The 17,076-nt window shown below is 33.8% G+C and carries 13 protein-coding genes; 3 read left to right on the forward strand and 10 right to left on the reverse strand.

Features of this window, described 5'->3' with window-relative positions:
- Window positions 1-617: 617 nt before the first annotated feature.
- The 6 genes from AB8B52_RS13455 to AB8B52_RS13480 all read right to left on the reverse strand — a co-directional run bounded on the left by AB8B52_RS13455 (window position 618) and on the right by AB8B52_RS13480 (window position 10,692).
- Window positions 618-4,160, reverse strand: a complete 3,543-nt coding sequence (locus AB8B52_RS13455; RefSeq protein ID WP_406028976.1) for a prolyl oligopeptidase family serine peptidase — start codon at window positions 4,158-4,160, stop codon at window positions 618-620.
- Between the two features lie 448 nt (window positions 4,161-4,608).
- The gene (locus AB8B52_RS13460; RefSeq protein ID WP_406028978.1) at window positions 4,609-6,351 is read right to left on the reverse strand and encodes a chondroitinase-B domain-containing protein; all 1,743 of its coding nucleotides are present in this window, start codon (window positions 6,349-6,351) and stop codon (window positions 4,609-4,611) included.
- A gap of 96 nt (window positions 6,352-6,447) precedes the next feature.
- Window positions 6,448-7,620, reverse strand: a complete 1,173-nt coding sequence (locus AB8B52_RS13465; RefSeq protein WP_406028980.1) for a BamA/TamA family outer membrane protein — start codon at window positions 7,618-7,620, stop codon at window positions 6,448-6,450.
- A 130-nt stretch (window positions 7,621-7,750) separates the two neighbouring features.
- Window positions 7,751-8,293: a pyridoxamine 5'-phosphate oxidase family protein gene (locus tag AB8B52_RS13470; protein ID WP_406028982.1), complete on the reverse strand. Its 543-nt coding sequence runs from the start codon at window positions 8,291-8,293 to the stop codon at window positions 7,751-7,753.
- An 11-nt stretch (window positions 8,294-8,304) separates the two neighbouring features.
- Complete coding sequence (locus tag AB8B52_RS13475) at window positions 8,305-9,351, reverse strand: DUF4365 domain-containing protein (RefSeq protein WP_406028984.1); 1,047 nt, start codon at window positions 9,349-9,351, stop codon at window positions 8,305-8,307.
- Between the two features lie 63 nt (window positions 9,352-9,414).
- Window positions 9,415-10,692, reverse strand: a complete 1,278-nt coding sequence (locus AB8B52_RS13480) for an ATP-binding protein (RefSeq protein WP_406028986.1) — start codon at window positions 10,690-10,692, stop codon at window positions 9,415-9,417.
- Between the two features lie 272 nt (window positions 10,693-10,964).
- Between AB8B52_RS13480 and AB8B52_RS13485 the strand changes: the two genes are divergently transcribed.
- The 3 genes from AB8B52_RS13485 to AB8B52_RS13495 are packed head-to-tail and all read left to right on the forward strand — an operon-like array spanning window position 10,965 to window position 12,973.
- A complete protein-coding gene (locus AB8B52_RS13485; RefSeq protein ID WP_406028988.1) occupies window positions 10,965-11,342 on the forward strand; it encodes a DUF2237 family protein in 378 nt (125 codons plus the stop codon).
- Window positions 11,343-11,368: 26 nt separating this feature from the next.
- A complete protein-coding gene (locus AB8B52_RS13490) occupies window positions 11,369-12,013 on the forward strand; it encodes a thiamine phosphate synthase (RefSeq protein WP_406028990.1) in 645 nt (214 codons plus the stop codon).
- Window positions 12,014-12,073: 60 nt separating this feature from the next.
- Window positions 12,074-12,973 (forward strand): EamA family transporter, encoded by a 900-nt coding sequence (locus AB8B52_RS13495; protein ID WP_406028992.1) that lies wholly within the window; start codon window positions 12,074-12,076, stop codon window positions 12,971-12,973.
- Window positions 12,974-13,042: 69 nt separating this feature from the next.
- Here the strand turns inward: AB8B52_RS13495 and AB8B52_RS13500 are convergent, their stop codons facing one another.
- From AB8B52_RS13500 to AB8B52_RS13515, 4 genes are all read right to left on the reverse strand, one after another.
- Window positions 13,043-13,636, reverse strand: coding sequence for a fasciclin domain-containing protein (locus AB8B52_RS13500; RefSeq protein WP_406028994.1), 594 nt, complete (start codon window positions 13,634-13,636; stop codon window positions 13,043-13,045).
- Between the two features lie 110 nt (window positions 13,637-13,746).
- The gene (locus AB8B52_RS13505) at window positions 13,747-14,283 is read right to left on the reverse strand and encodes a DUF4251 domain-containing protein (protein ID WP_406028996.1); all 537 of its coding nucleotides are present in this window, start codon (window positions 14,281-14,283) and stop codon (window positions 13,747-13,749) included.
- Window positions 14,284-14,372: 89 nt separating this feature from the next.
- Window positions 14,373-15,299, reverse strand: a complete 927-nt coding sequence (locus tag AB8B52_RS13510) for a PorP/SprF family type IX secretion system membrane protein (RefSeq protein ID WP_406028998.1) — start codon at window positions 15,297-15,299, stop codon at window positions 14,373-14,375.
- 4 nt (window positions 15,300-15,303) lie between these two features.
- Window positions 15,304-17,076, reverse strand: a 1,773-nt coding sequence (locus AB8B52_RS13515) for a gliding motility-associated C-terminal domain-containing protein (RefSeq protein ID WP_406029000.1), incomplete at its 5' end; no start/stop codon positions are given.

Raw genomic sequence — 17,076 nt, forward strand, 5'->3', positions numbered from 1 at the left:
AAAGACTATTTTGAAAAAGTAGTAGTAATATGATGCCTAAAGTGGTCTTCAAATTATTATAGAAAGTTAATTTTAATAATACCGCTAATTTAGCTTCTAAAATAATGATAAAAAAAGCATCTTATGATATATTAAATAGAAGATATATTTTAGTTTCCATTCCACACACATTTTCGCCACTACTCTGCCCTTTTGAAAAAGAGTGTTCCATTAACTGAATAGAGAAACATTAGAAGAAAAAAATAAAGAAAAGTATTATTTAACATGCGCTTTTAACCAAAGCCCATCTTTACATAACGCAAGTACATTATAGGACATTTATAACAATTAGCGTAATAGCGCTTTTGGGCGATATTCCACATAATTATTGATATATGACTGCATAGCTGTTATATATCGTCAATAATTATGTTGAGCTAATTGTGGGATTGAAACTAACAGTTCAAAGCAACTTTATAAATATTTGTGTATCCAAATAAAACCATCCAGCGGATGCTTTCATTTGAATAGTGTATATGTCCGCTGTCTGCCGATAGCTATTGGTACGCTCGATGGTTTATATATAGCTAGTCTTTATATTTCATAAATTTATACTCCATCACTCCAATAAAATACCACTATTCTGTAATAAAGCGTAAGCGATTCAACTCATAAATCAAAGCCAATTGAAACGCACTTTCTTTATAGCCAGCAAAACGTCCTGAACCACCACCATGACCATTAGAGAGACTCGTTTTTAATAACAGGACGTTATCATCCGTTTTATTTGCTCTCAGTTTAGCCACCATTTTAGCAGGTTCCCAATAGCCTACTCTTGTATCATTAATGCCTGTAGAAAACAATAAATTTGGATAGTCTTGCGATGTTACATTATCATAAGGACTGTAAGATTTAATGTAGTTGTAATAGTCCTTGTCTTTAGGATTTCCCCATTCTTCAAATTCGCTAGTAGTAAGTGGTAATTTTTCGTCTAACATGGTATTAATCACATCTACAAAAGGCACATCTAAAATTACGGTTTCAAACAACTCTGGTCGTTCATTAACCACAGCACCCATTAATAAACCACCAGCACTTCCGCCTGAGGCTACAATGCTGCCTTCTTTGGCATAATTTTCGGCAATTAAATACTCTGCACAGGCTATAAAATCTGAAAAGGTATTCTTTTTATTGAATAGCTTTCCGTCTTCGTACCATTCTTTTCCCATATCATCACCACCTCTAACATGCGCAATGGCATAGACATAACCCATATTCACTAAATGCTGAACCGTTGCTCCTCTGGCTAATCCTTGTCCTGAGCCATACGCACCATAAGAGGTTAAATAAACTTTAAAACCATTGCCTTTTCTTTTGGTGCGCCATTTATCTTTTGCACGCCATTTATCGCTAATTAAGGTCAGCGGAATTTGTTTACCATCTTTGGCTGTTACCCATTTGCGTTGCACCAAATAGCGTTGGTAACTGTACAGTGGTTTTTTACCATATTGTTTTACCAAGCGTTTCTTTTTGGTCTCCATATGGTAGTTAAGCGTGCTTGGTAATGTTTCAAAAGAACTGTAGCTCAATTGTAAACTATCTGTTGCTGTATCTGGATTGTAACCAATACTTATATTATAATAATCTTCCTTAAATTTTATATAATGACTTTTCTGAGTAGTGAGATTGGTAATTTTAAGTTGCGATTGTGCCTTCTCTTTTTCTTGAATCACTAAATAATTATCAAACATTACAAAACCTTCAAGCAATACTCCTGGTTGATGTGGTACGACTTCTTTCCAATTGCCTTTTGAAACCTCGGCCGTATCAATGGTTAAGATTTTATAATTGAGTGCGTCTTTGTTAGACATCATATAGAATTGGTCTTTAAAATGCAACACTCCGTACAAATGATTTTTTTCGCGTGGTAGAATGACTTCAAAATTACCTTCTAAATCATCTGTTTTTAAAAACGAAATTTCAGAAGACGTACTGCTACCAGAACTTAAGAAAATGTAATCTTTAGATTTAGATTTTGAAATACTAACACTAAAGCTAGGGTCTTTTTCTTCGTAAATTACAGCATCTGTTTTAGAATCTGTGCCTAAAATATGACGCATTATTTTTGAAGATCGAAAGGTTTCTTTTTCGATATTAGAATATAAAAAAGAGGTATCATCTAACCAAACCATACCACCAATTCGGGTAATTGAATCGTTTAAAAATGTTTGGGTCTTTAAATCTTTAAGTTTTAAGGTATAATCATCTTTGCCTGTTGTGTTTTCAAAAACAGGAAGCAACTGATTGTTTGGGCTTGCTATGCCAACACTTGCAGTGTAATAAACTTTTTCTGCTGCCATAACATTAACATCGAGTAAGGTTTCTTCTTCCGCATTTTCGGCAATGGCTTTTCGGTAATAGATAGGATGTTCATCATCTTCGTTATATTTACTGTAATACAAATAGCCATTTTCTTTAATTGGCAATGAGGTGCTATTCAATTCTATATTCTGAATCAATTGTTTGTAAATGCCACGCTGTGATTTTTTCAGTGGAATATTATAATTTTCTGTATACTTATTTTCTGCTCGCAAATAATCCATAATCGCGGGATTATTCTTTGGTGCTTTGGTATCTTTTAGCCAAGCATAATTGTCGGTATAGGTTTCTCCATGAATTTTAAAATGAGAAGGTTTAATTTTCGCCATAGGTTCTGGCAAGGAATCATTACGGATATGCTTGTCTCTAAATTGAATTTCGAGCGTTTTATTAACTTCCATATCAGCTCTAATCTCAGCATCAATCCTGGCAATTGGGTTTTCTGCGGTGTAGTTTTTCCAATACGTATCATCATAATCTAGTGCCAATTCATATAATTGATTAGACATCACATTCGCAAATTGGTCTTCTTTTGGGATTTTTTTTACCTGCAGATCATTAATACCAGTCGTATTAAATTCGGATATGGCCGAATAATAGGTCGTTTCTTGGCTAATACTATCTTTGAAGATAAATTCATCTTCGTGCCTCATCGTATTGATGTAGTACGTCTCCCCTTTTTTCTTAAATCTAACGTCTAACTTATAATCGAAATGTTTAATTTCATTAAAGTTGTAGGCGCAGAAATACTGTTTAAGATCATTTGGCACTTCGCACTCGTAGCGTACTATGGCTAAATCTTCTGGATTAATATATATTTTACCTTTTAATAATTTACGTTTGTTGGCTAATTTCCATTGTTTATTTCTTGCACCAGGTTTAAGTTTAGCCAATTCTTCTTTAGTTGTTTTGGTATGAAAACTTAATACGTATAACCATTCACCCGAAGTGGCATCTAACTCTTCAGAAATGGTATAGGCAAAATCGCGCTTAGCTTTTTTTCCTAAAAAACTTTCTTGATATTTCACCCTATTTCTTCCAAAAAGGCCTAGAGGTCCACCTTCGATATTAGAATTAAAATTACGCTTACTCAAATTGCTGCTAGACCTTGAATCGATAATGTTAACCTGCTCTTTTTTTAAGGTTCTATGATGAAAATGAGTACGATGCAATGAATTAGAATCGAAACTAAACGCACCAAAACCTAAGGAAAAATCGAAAGGGTATTGGTAATCTCTCCATTTGTATTTCTCGTTGTTATAAGGTAACTCATAATAGTTGCAAACGGCATCTGAAAACTTCATGTAGTTGCCATTTTCTTTTAGCGTTTCTCTATAATAGCCAGAAATCATCGTAGTTGAATCGGCATAATTAACAGGAATTTGTTTAATGACCTTTCGTAAAAGACTTTTGGCTTTTGGTAACTTTTCTTTTGATGCTACAACAACTTCATCTAGCGATGTCGCTTCTGACTGCATTAAAAACTGACTTTTGTTTTGTGCTTTAAACTCCTTAACCGTTAAAACCAAACTTTTAAAGCCTAAATAGCTAATGGTAATGGTATTGGTATTGTATATTTCGGGAATGGTTATACGGAATTTTCCATCACCTTCTGTAACCGTACCTAAACGCGTATTATCTACTTTTAGATAGGCATATGGCAATGGTGTACCATCGCTTTTATCTACAACCGTACCTGTAATAATTATGTCTGATGCCTTATTTAATTGATTGTTAGTATTTTGTGTATGTCCGAAAAGGCATAGACTTAAGGATAAAAATAAAAGCAGTTTGATCTTCATATGTTTTTAGTAAAGTGTTGTAGCGATAATAAACGTTTGCAGAGTTCAGTAGTTAAATACACACTAAAAATTAACCCTAATTAATTGATGACGTTGTATTTGAATTATTGTCAATTGTCCGTTCGAACGCAGTCGAGAACTATTGCTGTCCTTATTGTAGGTTTCGACTGCGCTCAACCCGACAAATTACCTATTCCCACAAGTAACTATTTACTGACCTCTAATGTGTTTTAACGTATAGTTCTAAACCTAACGTCATCATAACGCCATTATTCTCTAGTCCATTAAATTTTTCTAAAAATAGAAGTAGCATCTTTAATCTAATTCTATTTTACGCTTATTTAAAACTTTAAAAAAATAAATTTTCAAAATATAAATTATATATAATTGAATAGCAACTATTTAAATCAAATTACTTCATTTTTTAATTCATGTGAAGTTAAAACACTTAATCAACGATAAAACGGATACTTGTTGTACGTGTTTTTAAAATGTAGATGCCTGAAGCGTAGTGACGAATGTCAATTTTGCCATTGCTGCGGTCTATGTATTTAGCTAGGATAAGTTTTCCCTGACTGTTGTATATTTCAATACGTCCTATGATGGCATTATTGTTTGAAATCCTCAGTTCACCATGACTAGGAACTGGGTATGATTTTATGGTATTTTTTTCAATATCAAGATCATTTATTGCTAATGTATTTAGAGCTCCAAAACCAAGCGCTACACCAACATCTGCTACATCATAAGGCCCAACAGTACCTCCTGAGCCGAATTCCTCTGCTCCAGCATCAAAATTGAGGTCTCTATTGCCATGAAGAATATCAGAAGTTAAAAATGGATATGTACCCACACCTGCGTCAATCGCTGCACTTGATGCTGTAAGTCTGTAAAATTCACTTCCACTGGTTAATAAACCAGAGGTTACGGTTTGGTTACCATTAACACCATTATTTAAATCCCAACTTCCGCTTTGAGTGATATTACCTTCGTTGCTCGATGCACCTATAGCAGGAGTAATGATTTGAAAAGCATTAATGTCTGAGTCTAAAATAATGTTATTAGCAATGGTGAGATTTTCTGGTGCTAATGTGGCTCCGCTTAAACTTGTACCGATTCTAATACCGAGATCACAGTTAACCAATGTGTTATTTACAATTTGCACATTTTTCACTTGATAATAGCCACTTAATGGTGAATTTTCTAGGCCATTCATTACATTTAAAGCTCCTGTGGTATTAGAACCAGAGCCATTAGGTTTGCGATATCTCAAGCCTTCAAAATAATTATTATAGACTTTATGATCTTCACCAATAATTCTAATACCTCCCGAAAATGCATTCGTATTTCCAAAGAAATAGTTTCCATAAACTTGGGTGTTATTGCCATGTCTTAACGTTAAAGTGCCTTGGTAATCTCTAAAGGTATTGTTGTAATAGCTATTGCTCCCAGATTTGTTAGAAATGATTTCAACCTCACCAGCCCAATTATTAAATAGATTATCATAGACTTCAGTAAATGAATCAGACAGCGACGTGCTACTTACTCCTATTCTTATCGCGTCTTGATCGTTTAAGCCTGTAACATCATTATTTACAGGAACGCGATCTGCAAAATAGTTATGGTGAATTTTGGAATAATCTGGTGTAGAATTATTATGATTATCGTTAATGACACTACCTACTCCATTTTTTCCGATGAAAGACGAATAGCTTACTTCATTATATTCGCCATAAATAATAACCCATTTAAAAATAGCTTCTTCTTGTGCTGATGTTCCATTGTAAGCATCTACTTTTATATTTCTAACAGTACAATTAACACAATCATTATTGCTGGTATCTCTAAATTCAATAATCGGCTCAATGCGGTTATTAGTTGTAATGAGTCCGGATGCATTTTGAAAAATAACTCCTTCAAAAATAACATACGTACCACCCAAACTGATATGCGAACGCCCTTCAAAAAAAACGTTTCCTGGATTTTGAGCTTTTATAATGCAAGGCTGAGATTCTGTAGCAGTTGCATTTATTGAGAGTAATACATTGTTCCAAACACCGTCTGCTAATTCTATCACAGTTCCTGCTTGAGCGTTTGAAATAGCATTTTGAAGTTCGGCATTGGTGTTCACCAATTGTGCACTAAGCTTTAATGTAAACAAGCACCAAATTACAAGAACCGCGTTTTTCATTTTAAGCGACATTAAAAGTGTTATAACTAAATTGGTTAACCAATTTCAAATGTAATGATTAATAACGCTGTAAAATTGAAAAGCTTTATAAGTTTTTTAGAATGCCTCAGCAATACCCAAATAAAACCCATTAGTACCTTTACCAAAACCTACATCAAACCTAAGATTTAGATTTTCTTTTTTATCAATAGAAAAACGCGCGCCTGCACCTCCATTTGGTTTTAGATTTTTAAATTGAAAGTCGTTAACATTCCGATACACATCGCCTGTTCCCACAAAACCCACAAAACCCCATCTTGAGTTTTTAAAATTCTTTCTATACTCTAACTGCGTTGCTAGAAGATCGCGATCTACAAAACGGCCTTCTTGATAGCCACGCATGATATCACTACCACCAAAAAAGGCATATTCAGAAAAAGGCAAATTACCTCTTGAAAATTGTCCAAACAGTTGAAATGCTAAAATATCATCGTTTTTATCCGATGTATCAATATAGCCTCTTAAATCAAAACGTGTTAAATTAAATTGGTTGGTCCCACCAAGTATGTCATCATATTTACCATGCGTAAACTCTAAATACCAACCATCTTGCGCATTAAGTACATTATTTCTACTATCAAAAAGCACAGCTACTTCTGCTCCTACTGATGTAGAACCGTCGAAACCGTCGGGTCTATTAAGTGCAATGGTTCCATTTGGATTTATTTTAGTATTGTAAATACGATTGTATCTAAAGCCAGCACCTACAAACAAGAACTTGTGAAACATCTGTTTTAAAAAGATAGGCTCTAACAAAAATTGGTAATAATCGTACTGTTCTTCTGCACTTTTTGAAGCATCTCTACCAAAACCGTAAAATAATCTTGGATAATTCTGAAATAATAAATTTCCTTCTATTTTCCATTGTTCTTGATTTGTGAATATTTCGAAACCAGAAAAAAGAAAGAAATGATTATTGAGTGTATACCTTAAAGAAACTGGTAAATTAGAAACCCTTGTTTCGTCACCACTACCATTAAATTTAAATAGATATTTGGCTCCTGTACCAAAAGCAAAACTGGTTTCTGGTGAATAGCTCACAACAGGTGCCGCAATAAATTTTTGACGATAGATAGTAGAATCGCGTTCGGCTGCTTTCTTGTTAGGATAAAACGTAAAAAAATCCTTGACATTATCAATATTTTGAGATAAAGCTACGCTTGTAAAACTACAAAAGGTTACAAGGAGCAGCCATACGAAATAGGATTTGAGTTGATTTAGTTTTAACATTTAGGATGCTAATTATATGATGACTTTGCTGTTTCAGATATTGAATCATTGGCAAAAGAACTGAAATTCAAAATTAAGCATTACACTTGTGCATGCAAGATTTTAATAAAATATTAGTACTTGGTTTATATTAAGGCACCAAAAACTCACTCAACCAGTCCATATCATTTTTGGTAAATAGTATTCTTAAATGATTAGGTCGTTTTAAACGCAAGTATTCTATGCGTGTTGGTACTAGTTTTACAGGACAAAAATAGTTGTCATCTGATTGGTAATTGACATCATCGGGATTTTGGATTGGTGTACCAGGTGGCAACTGTGTTGTGTAATCATTTTTAGACGCTTCTTGTACGGTATGCCAATAGGTTGCAATTTGGTCTGTATCTGTGATGAGTTCGGTTTGGCCTTCAATCCGTAGTTGCATTAATTTTTTAGGATGGTAAAACAAGGCACTAAACGCACTATTATTTTTAAGGTCTATGAGTTTCTGTGTGCGACTGTCGGTATAAAACACTAAGCTTAAATCTGGCAATGTTTTTCTTAAAACCACTGTGCGCTGCGTTGGTTTGGCATTACTATTTGTAGCTAATACGAAATAACGAAAAGGGTGTCGTTTTTTGGAATGTCCATTTATGAGTTCGCGTTTGGCTTCTTCTAGGAATTGGTTTGTCATTATATAAGGTGTTACCTGTTGTTTTTTATCATTAATTCCGTTGATTTAATTAAATTCAGAGTTATTGTTTTGGCATCTTTATAGTCGTTTAGAATTGAGTCAATTACTGTCAACATAGTATTTTGAGCTTCTTTTAGATTATTATTCAAAAATGGTATTTTTGCAAAACTTGTTCTCATAAATAATACTGCATCTATAGTTTTATCTAATGCACTGGGAATTCCTTCTACACTTTTAATCGAGTTTTTTGCAAATTTCTCATTTTGAGAAAGTAAATAATGAATCATTATTCCTTGTTCAAATGCAAAAATTCCTTCTGCAAAGGTTTCTGCAAAAATTTGATTTTCATTCTCTAGTCTTTTAGCAAAAATATTTATTTGTTTTGCAAAAGTATTTATTGACGCTTTAACTTGTGGCGATTTATATGATTTTCCAATTTCATTAAAGTGAGTGAATTTGGCATTTGATTCGTCCGTTTTTGCACTTAATTCGGTTAATATTTCAGCAGTTTTAATAGTTGATTCATTTGAATCGCTAATACACTCTGATTTTTCTGCAATATCATAGATAGTTTCTTCGTCAACGTTTTCTCCATTAAAGATTTTAATAGATTGATATTCCGTATTTAACTTTGTGAGTAATTTTGTTATTAAAGGTTTAGCCTTTGATTCTAGCTTGTTCTTTAAAGGAATTTCTATTTTCCATTGTTTTTTAGTCGGCTTAATATTTCTGTCTGTAATTTCTATCCAATAAGTTTTGTTAGTTTCAGGAATATGTGCGATTAATAGAATTGGTATGTCAAAATTCAACCAATAATTGTAATGGATATTTGAAATATAATAAGTTAGTTTATTACTTGAAACAGAAAAATTCCCTTTACCAGACTTAATTTGAAGTGCTATAAATTTTCCAGTTGGATTTCCATTTTCAGATTGCTCAATTAGTGCATCAATTCCAACGTCTACAATTGGCTGTTCTCTAAATATCCAATCAAAATCTCTAATGAAAATTCTTTCAGTTGCATTAACTCCAATTCTTTCAGTTGAATTGTATCTCATAGGCTTGTTCAAATAACAGGTAACTAATATTATAAAAGGTAAACAAGTTTTTAAAAGTGAGATCTATGACTTTGGAATCGTAAAATAAAACGTAGTCCCAATACTTTCCTCACTTTCTAACCAAATAGATCCTTTATAATAATTAATGATTTTTTTAACAATAGAAAGGCCTATTCCCGACGATGAACTCGTACTTTCTAACTTGGTAAAGACTTTAAAGATGCGATCAAAATAGTCTGATTTAATGCCAACACCATTGTCTTTAATAAAAAACTCAAAATGGTCTGATTTTTCAGCACAGCCTATTTCAATCAAGCCTTCTTCTTTATCAGAATATGTTATAGCATTTTGAATTAAATTTTGAAAAACCTGCTTAAAGCGCCAAGCGTTACCTCTTAAACTAGGTAAACGCTCGTGTATAGTTATGGAAATATTATCCGGAACTAAGAGTGTCTGTATCACTTCATCAATCAAAATATTAAAATCTATGTTATGATCTTCGGTCTCTAAACGATTTACCGTTGAATAATCTAAAATACCTTTGATTAAATTATCCATTTTTTCAACATTAAATAAAGCGAGGTTTAAGGGTTTTAAATCACTTTCGCCTAATGTTGATTTTTGGTCTTCCATAAACCAACTTACCAACGTATGAATGTTTATAAGTGGTGCTTTTAAATCATGAGATACCACATGTGCATATTCATTTAATTGTTCGTTTTGACGTGATAAATCTATTAACAGTTCTTCTTTTTTCTGATTTTGCGATTTAATAAGTTCTTCATTCTCTTTTCTTTGAATAACATTTACAAGCATATTTGCAAAAACAAAGAGAATATCTTGTTCATTATTAGCATACTTATTAATTTTTTTTACGGCATCAAAACCAATAAAACCAATTAATTCATTATTTTTAATTTTAGGAATGGCAATAAGGCTTTTAATACCTTGAGGCTCTAAAACCGCACGTAAGCCATGTTCGCCATCATCTGGCAAAAGACTAACATCTTCTACATAAAAGGCTTTTCCACTTCTATGAGCCTCTAACCATTGTGGAATATAATCCACAGGAACATTCTGTAAATTATCAATCTCAGGATCTATATCTTTTGCACACCATTCATAAGTATTAGAGGTTGTATTATTTACAAAATCATAAGAAAACACATAACTTCGGTCTGCTCCTACAAACTCACCCATCTGTTGAAGAGAATCTTTTATAAGTTGATCCACATCCGATAAATCTGCATTTATATAAGTGGTAGATATACTTATTAATAAGTCTTGAAATCGTAATTGACGTTTTATAATGTTATCCTTTTCAGTCTGATCTAAATTCATTTCAATCCTTTTAATATGTGATTTATGCTTTGCGTTTCTATGCTTGTCTGGTCGTTCATTATTTTGAGTTTTAAAATAATTAAAATCGAATAATTAACAAGATAATATTTAGACAGGTAATAGAAAAACGAATACACTCTTAAAGTCGAAATTAAATAGTATTAGAACAAAAGGTATCAAACTTATCTGTTAAAATTAAATGCATCTCGCTTAGCTATGGCATAGAAATACATGCATAAAGCTTACCTTTGCCCACCTTAATGATATTTAAAATGAAAAACGCGAAACCAACGTTAAACGTCTTAGGCAAACCCTTAGAAAACTGTTCTTGCGACCCAATGACAGGCTATTTGCGTGATGGATTTTGCAATACCACACCAGATGATTTTGGCACACACGTGGTTTGTGCTGTTGTTACCAAAGCATTCTTGGAGTATTCATTGTCAAGAGGAAATAACTTAATCACTCCTGTACCACAATGGAATTTCCCAGGATTAAAACCAGGTGATAAATGGTGCTTATGCGTTTCGCGCTGGAAAGAAGCCGAAAAAGCAAATGTGGCACCTTTAGTTAATTTAAATGCCACACATGAGTTGGCTTTAGAATTTGTAGCACTCGACCTTTTGAAGCAATATGCAGTAACCACCTAATTGATTTAAGCTTAAGAAATATCACTATGATGATACCCAAATTACATTACATCTCACAAGGAAATTCACCTAAGGAACATCTTCAAAATATTCAGAAAGCCTGCACGTCTGGTGCCGAATTAGTACAACTACGATTAAAAGGCCTTTCAGAAAAAAAGACTTTGAAAATGGCGACAGAAGCCAGAGAAATTACAGCGCATTATCAAACCAGATTAATCATTAATGACTTTTATAAGATAGCAAAAGCTATTAAAGCGGATGGTGTCCATTTAGGAACAACAGATCCCTGCCCTACTCTTGCTAGAAAAGAATTATATACATGGCAAATGATTGGTGGTACAGCGCATACCTTAGAAGATTGCGAAACGTTAATCACTAAAAATGTTGATTATATCAGTTTAGGGCCTTTTCGATTTACAGAAACTAAAGACAATTTACCTACGGTTTTAGGCTTAGACGGTTATGCTGCAATTATTGATGCTTTACATACAGAAACTCCAATACTTGGTGCAGGTGGTATTACAACTACCGATGTTAAAGCGATTTTAGAAACAGGTATTTCTGGTATAGCAGCTTCTGGTGCCATTACTCAGAACTTTGATGTGATAAAAGTATTCCATCAATTATTGAATGCTTCTGCTACTGCCGAACAGCGACATACGTTTCAATAGCACTAATTCTTTTATTATTTACAAGCCTAATATTATAATTCTAATATCTTCGCGCGCATTATGTGGATGTACCTTGGACTTTTAGCGGCTTTATTTTTAGGTTTACACAACTTATGTAAAAAACATGCCGTACAAGGTAACGAGGTATTCCCTGTTTTATTAGGTACCATTTCTTCTGGATTTTTGTTGTTATTACCTGTTTATATGGGTTCAGTCTTTTTTGAAGATGACATGAAAACTACTGGGTTTTATATTACTGATATTTCATGGCAAGTGCATGGTTTTATTGCCATAAAATCAGCAATAATGGCATCATCTTGGGTCTTGGCGTATCAAGCTTTAAAACATTTACCGATTACGATTGTAACACCAATACGCTCTGCAGGTCCGTTTTTTACTTTTATTGGTGCGATTTTAATTTACCAAGAGCGTCCTAATTTTTTACAGTGGATTGGTTTTTTTTTAATTATTGGTTCCGTTATACTCTATTCTAGAATTGGCAAAAAAGAAGGCATCAACTTTAAACGCAATAAATGGATTTTTGCCATTATTGGTGCGACATTCTTAGGAGCATCAAGCGGATTGTACGATAAGTTTTTAATTCAAAAATTAGAACTAAACCCTCAAACCTTACAATTCTGGTTTTGCTGGTACACCGTTTTAATTTTATTGGTTATTCTGTCAATTACTTGGTTTCCGTTTAAAGCCAAACACGAAGCATTTACATTTCGTTGGACAATCATTGCCGTTGGTGTATTGCTAGTCGCTGCTGATTATTTTTATTTTAAAGCTTTACAAGATCCTGATGCTTTAATTATGTTGCTTTCAGCTATTAAACGAAGTCAGATTCTTATTGCTGTTGTAGTTGGTGGCTTAGTTTTTAAAGAAAAAAACAAACGTAAAAAACTAGTGCCTTTAGCTGGAATTATGATGGGAGTCTTCTTGATTTTGTATTCGTAAAGCACAAAAAAACCATCATAATAAATTACGATGGTTTTAATGGAATTCTGAATAGTAATGAACCTTATATTATTTAGGCATCACTACAGAATCAATAGCGTGTATAACACCATTAGATGCCGCTACATCAGCAATAACTACTGTAGACATGCCTCCGTTAGCGTCTTTTAACATAACGTTTCCGTCTTTAAGGCTTAATTCAATGTCACCACCTTGTACTGTAGAGACAGTAAATTTACCATCATTATTGTTGATAGCTTCAATTACTGCAGCTGCTCCAAAGTTTCCGGCAACAACATGGTACGTTAAAACACCTGTTAATTGTTCTTTATTTTCTGGTTTCAATAAGGTATCAACCGTTCCTGCTGGTAACTTAGCAAATGCATCATTTGTTGGTGCAAATACCGTAAAAGGACCTTCACTACTCAATGTTTCTGCTAAACCTGCTGTGCTAACTGCTGCTACTAAGGTAGAGAAGTTCTCGTTTCCTGAAGCGACACCTACAATATTCGGTACTACTACTTCTGGCACTTCTTCAACTTCTGCGCTTTCAATAACCTCTTCGGTATCTACTGTTTCAGAAGCGTCTTTCTTTTTCTCTCCACAAGAAAAGAATAGAATACTCCCTAATGCTAAAATACTTAATGTTTTAATCGTTTTCATAATAAGATTTTTATGGTTTGTTAATTCTTATCAAAAATAACACAAGTTATTTTTTGTTTAGACTAATTAACAAAACATTAAACAAAATAAAGTTATGATGTGGTGCGTCTTTATTCTTGTGAGACTAATCGTCCTGCATAAGAAATAGGAAATCTGCCATTACCCGAAACTAACATCCGTGTATGAGCATTTGCATATAATGTTATATCAACTTTAAATCCTTCGGAATGACTTCTTGTAAAAAAGGTGATGGTATGATTCCCTTTTTTGTCTTTATCAACAGTATAATCCGTCATGAGACCATTAAATTCAATGCCGCTGTCATTAAGATTTACCATCATTTGACGCTCTCCAAAATAAGGTAAAAATGATTTGATACTATCACCCGAAATCTCTAAAAAATTAGTATTACCAATCAAAGAAATCGCATTGGCTGTGCTTCCTGGTTGTAATAAACCAGAATTTGCAACTTGCTGAAATGCATTGGATACTTGTGGGTAAGCCACATCAGATTCAATTCTAAAATTTGACTTCTCTATGGCATTTTTAAGCAGCAGCTCTTGCTCAGGGCTTGGGTTTAAATCAGCCGATTTACAAGAAAATAGCATAAAAGTGGTACAAACAGCAAAAAAACAAAAGCGTATCATATCTTAAACTTATAGTTACCCTTAAATTAAACTTTTTAATGTATTTGCAATTGTTTAGGACTGATAAACCTTTGTTAAAAAAGGTTGTATTAGTTACTATAACCTTCATCAAATCGATAACTTAACACCAAACCATGCGTGCTTCCCATAGGTGAATTATTAGTTATAGAATTAAAATGATAAATAAAACGAAAAGATTTTGCAAAGTACAAGCCTGCTAGAAAATTAAATGAACCGTTAGACCGATAACCAGCACCAAGTTCATAGCTGTTTTTAAAACTTATAGACGTATTAAGATCAATCAGCAAAGGTGCGCCATTTTCATGCCTAAGAAGTACACTTGGCTTTAGAATTAAATTTTTAAAACGGTTATTATAAAAGCGATAACCCATATAAGCATAGACTGGAAATTCAATATTTATAGCTTCTTCCGTTGCTAATAACGTTCCTATAATATTGGGCGCAGACACACCAACGTAAAATCTAGAATGATTAAACAAGAAGCCAGCTCCAACAGTAGGAATCGTGGTATTTATATTTTCGCTAAAGCGGATGTCATCAGAAATACCAAGATCGAGCAAATTATCCTGAAACTGCAAAACTCCTGCGGTTATACCAAAAGATAAAGATCCTGGTTGGTAATTTTGCCAATACGGTCGGTCCTCTTTAAAGTCGAAGAAAATTTTATACGAATACGCCATAAAGGCATTTGTAGAACTGGTGACGCCAATTTCATCTCGTATAATACCTCCACCAATGCCCATTTTTCCATCTGCTAAAGGTGTATGACCACTAAAATTAAAATTTCTTGGACCACCCTCAATCGCGTTCACTCCAGTGTAAGCAACCGTCAATTCAGCCTGTTCTAATAAACCTGCAAAAGCCGGATTAATAATAAACGGATTAAAGTTATATTCTGGAAACGAAGCCGATTGTTGCGCTTTTAATGTATCACTCGACCACACATAAAGTAATGCGCATAATATGAGTGCTTTGTAGTTTAAAATAAATCTCATGTTATTATCGCTTTATAATGACGTATCCTTTCGTTTTCTTTAAATTATGGTTGCCATTAATCTGAATGTCGAAAAAGTAAGTTCCCGATGGTAATTTACCAGCTCCCAGATTTGTTTTCTTATTAGCATCTCCTCTAAAAACATTAGAGTTGTTATCATAACCTTTAATCGTAAATACCAAATCTCCCCAACGATTGTAAATACTTACTTCGTTATCAGGGAAGTTTTCTATGCCAACAATGTCCCAAAATTCGTTGATACCATCTCCATCTGGTGAAAAACCATATTTGGTGTCATCTGTTTCAGGGAATAGACTTTCATCTTCTGTTAGAAAGCTTTCAATATTGCAATCAAGTGCATCTCCTGCATTGTTATAGGGTATAATACTTACAAATATTTCTGAGTTTGAAGGCAAATCTTCTGGTAAATCAAAAGTTGTGGTATTTCCAACATCAAACAGATCTAAAATATCGAAGCCGTTTAATGATGTACCAACGGTTAATACATAGCCTTCTGCATTATCTATAGGCATCCAGCTCAAATCGGTTGCTATAGACACATTAACGCTTTCATTTACAGGTGATGTTAAAAACGTACAATTAGGAACTAAAGGAACTATTTGCGTTGTAAAACGTTCTTCTAAACAACCTGATGGTTCGCCATTTTCATTGTAAGGAACAATGTTTACATAGATAATGGTGTCTTCTGGTAAATCTGAAAGTAAATTGTAAGTGGTTGTATTACCAACATCGAAGTTATTCAAAATATCCAAACCTCCACTTGTAGTTCCAATACTTAGTCTATATCCTGTGGCATTGGGTTCGGATACCCAAGTTAAATCGGTTGCAACAGACACATCAGTATCTAAATCTAATGGTGAAATCAATCGTGTACAGATAGGAATGAGATCAGTATTTTCTGTTGTAAAACTTTCTTCGGTACAGTCTAAAGCTGCACCAGCCGTGTTATAAGGAACAATAGACACAAATATGGAAGTATTTGAAGGCAGATCTGCAGGAAAGTCAAAGGTTGTAGCATTACCAACATCAAAATTATCGAGAATATCTGTTCCACCTGAAGATGTTCCAACCGTTAGCCTATACCCTTCTGCATCAGTTACGGCATTCCAAGTCATATTGGCAGTGGTTAAAACGTTTGTTGCGTTGTTTAAAGGAAATGCTAATGTTGTACAATCTGGAATTGTCGGTGCAGCACCAGTAGTAAACCATTCAGAATCACAACCAAATAATTCATTCACATTAATGTATGGTGAAATTGAAACAATGATTTCGGTATTCTCAGGTAAATTAAAAGGCATGTCATAAGTTGTAGTATTACCAACATCAGCCGCATCTAATAAAACGACATTTGTACCAATACTTATAACGTAGCCATTGGCATTAGGCACAGGATTCCAAGAAAAGTTGGTTGACACAGAGACGTTAGTAGCTCCAGCCAAAGGCATAGTTAAGGTCGGACAACCCAAACTTTGCAAATCGATTTCTGTGGTAAAGCTTTCTTCTGTGCAACCTATGGCACTTCCTACTGTATTATATGGAATAATAGAGACATAAACTTCGGTATTCCCAAGCAAATCGACTGGTAAATTCAACGTCGTAGAATTACCTGCATCAAAATTATCTAAAATATCTGTTCCGCCAGACGTTGTGCCTACAGAAACAAAGTAACCATCTGCATTAGCAATGGCTGTCCAGCTTAAATCTGTTGCGATTGAAACGTTTGTTGCCCCATTCAATGGTATTACTAAATTTGTACA

Origin of the sequence: Winogradskyella sp. (genome assembly GCF_045105575.1) — a bacterium.
GTDB lineage: Bacteria > Bacteroidota > Bacteroidia > Flavobacteriales > Flavobacteriaceae > Winogradskyella.

Coding starts and splice junctions, on each gene's coding strand:
- AB8B52_RS13455 (WP_406028976.1), bottom strand. CDS start 4,160: ATGAAGATCAAACTGCTTTTATTTTTATCCTTAAGTCTATGCCTTTTC.
- AB8B52_RS13460 (WP_406028978.1), bottom strand. CDS start 6,351: ATGAAAAACGCGGTTCTTGTAATTTGGTGCTTGTTTACATTAAAGCTT.
- AB8B52_RS13465 (WP_406028980.1), bottom strand. CDS start 7,620: ATGTTAAAACTAAATCAACTCAAATCCTATTTCGTATGGCTGCTCCTT.
- AB8B52_RS13470 (WP_406028982.1), bottom strand. CDS start 8,293: ATGACAAACCAATTCCTAGAAGAAGCCAAACGCGAACTCATAAATGGA.
- AB8B52_RS13475 (WP_406028984.1), bottom strand. CDS start 9,351: ATGAGATACAATTCAACTGAAAGAATTGGAGTTAATGCAACTGAAAGA.
- AB8B52_RS13480 (WP_406028986.1), bottom strand. CDS start 10,692: ATGAATTTAGATCAGACTGAAAAGGATAACATTATAAAACGTCAATTA.
- AB8B52_RS13485 (WP_406028988.1), top strand. CDS start 10,965: ATGAAAAACGCGAAACCAACGTTAAACGTCTTAGGCAAACCCTTAGAA.
- AB8B52_RS13490 (WP_406028990.1), top strand. CDS start 11,369: ATGATGATACCCAAATTACATTACATCTCACAAGGAAATTCACCTAAG.
- AB8B52_RS13495 (WP_406028992.1), top strand. CDS start 12,074: ATGTGGATGTACCTTGGACTTTTAGCGGCTTTATTTTTAGGTTTACAC.
- AB8B52_RS13500 (WP_406028994.1), bottom strand. CDS start 13,636: ATGAAAACGATTAAAACATTAAGTATTTTAGCATTAGGGAGTATTCTA.
- AB8B52_RS13505 (WP_406028996.1), bottom strand. CDS start 14,283: ATGATACGCTTTTGTTTTTTTGCTGTTTGTACCACTTTTATGCTATTT.
- AB8B52_RS13510 (WP_406028998.1), bottom strand. CDS start 15,299: ATGAGATTTATTTTAAACTACAAAGCACTCATATTATGCGCATTACTT.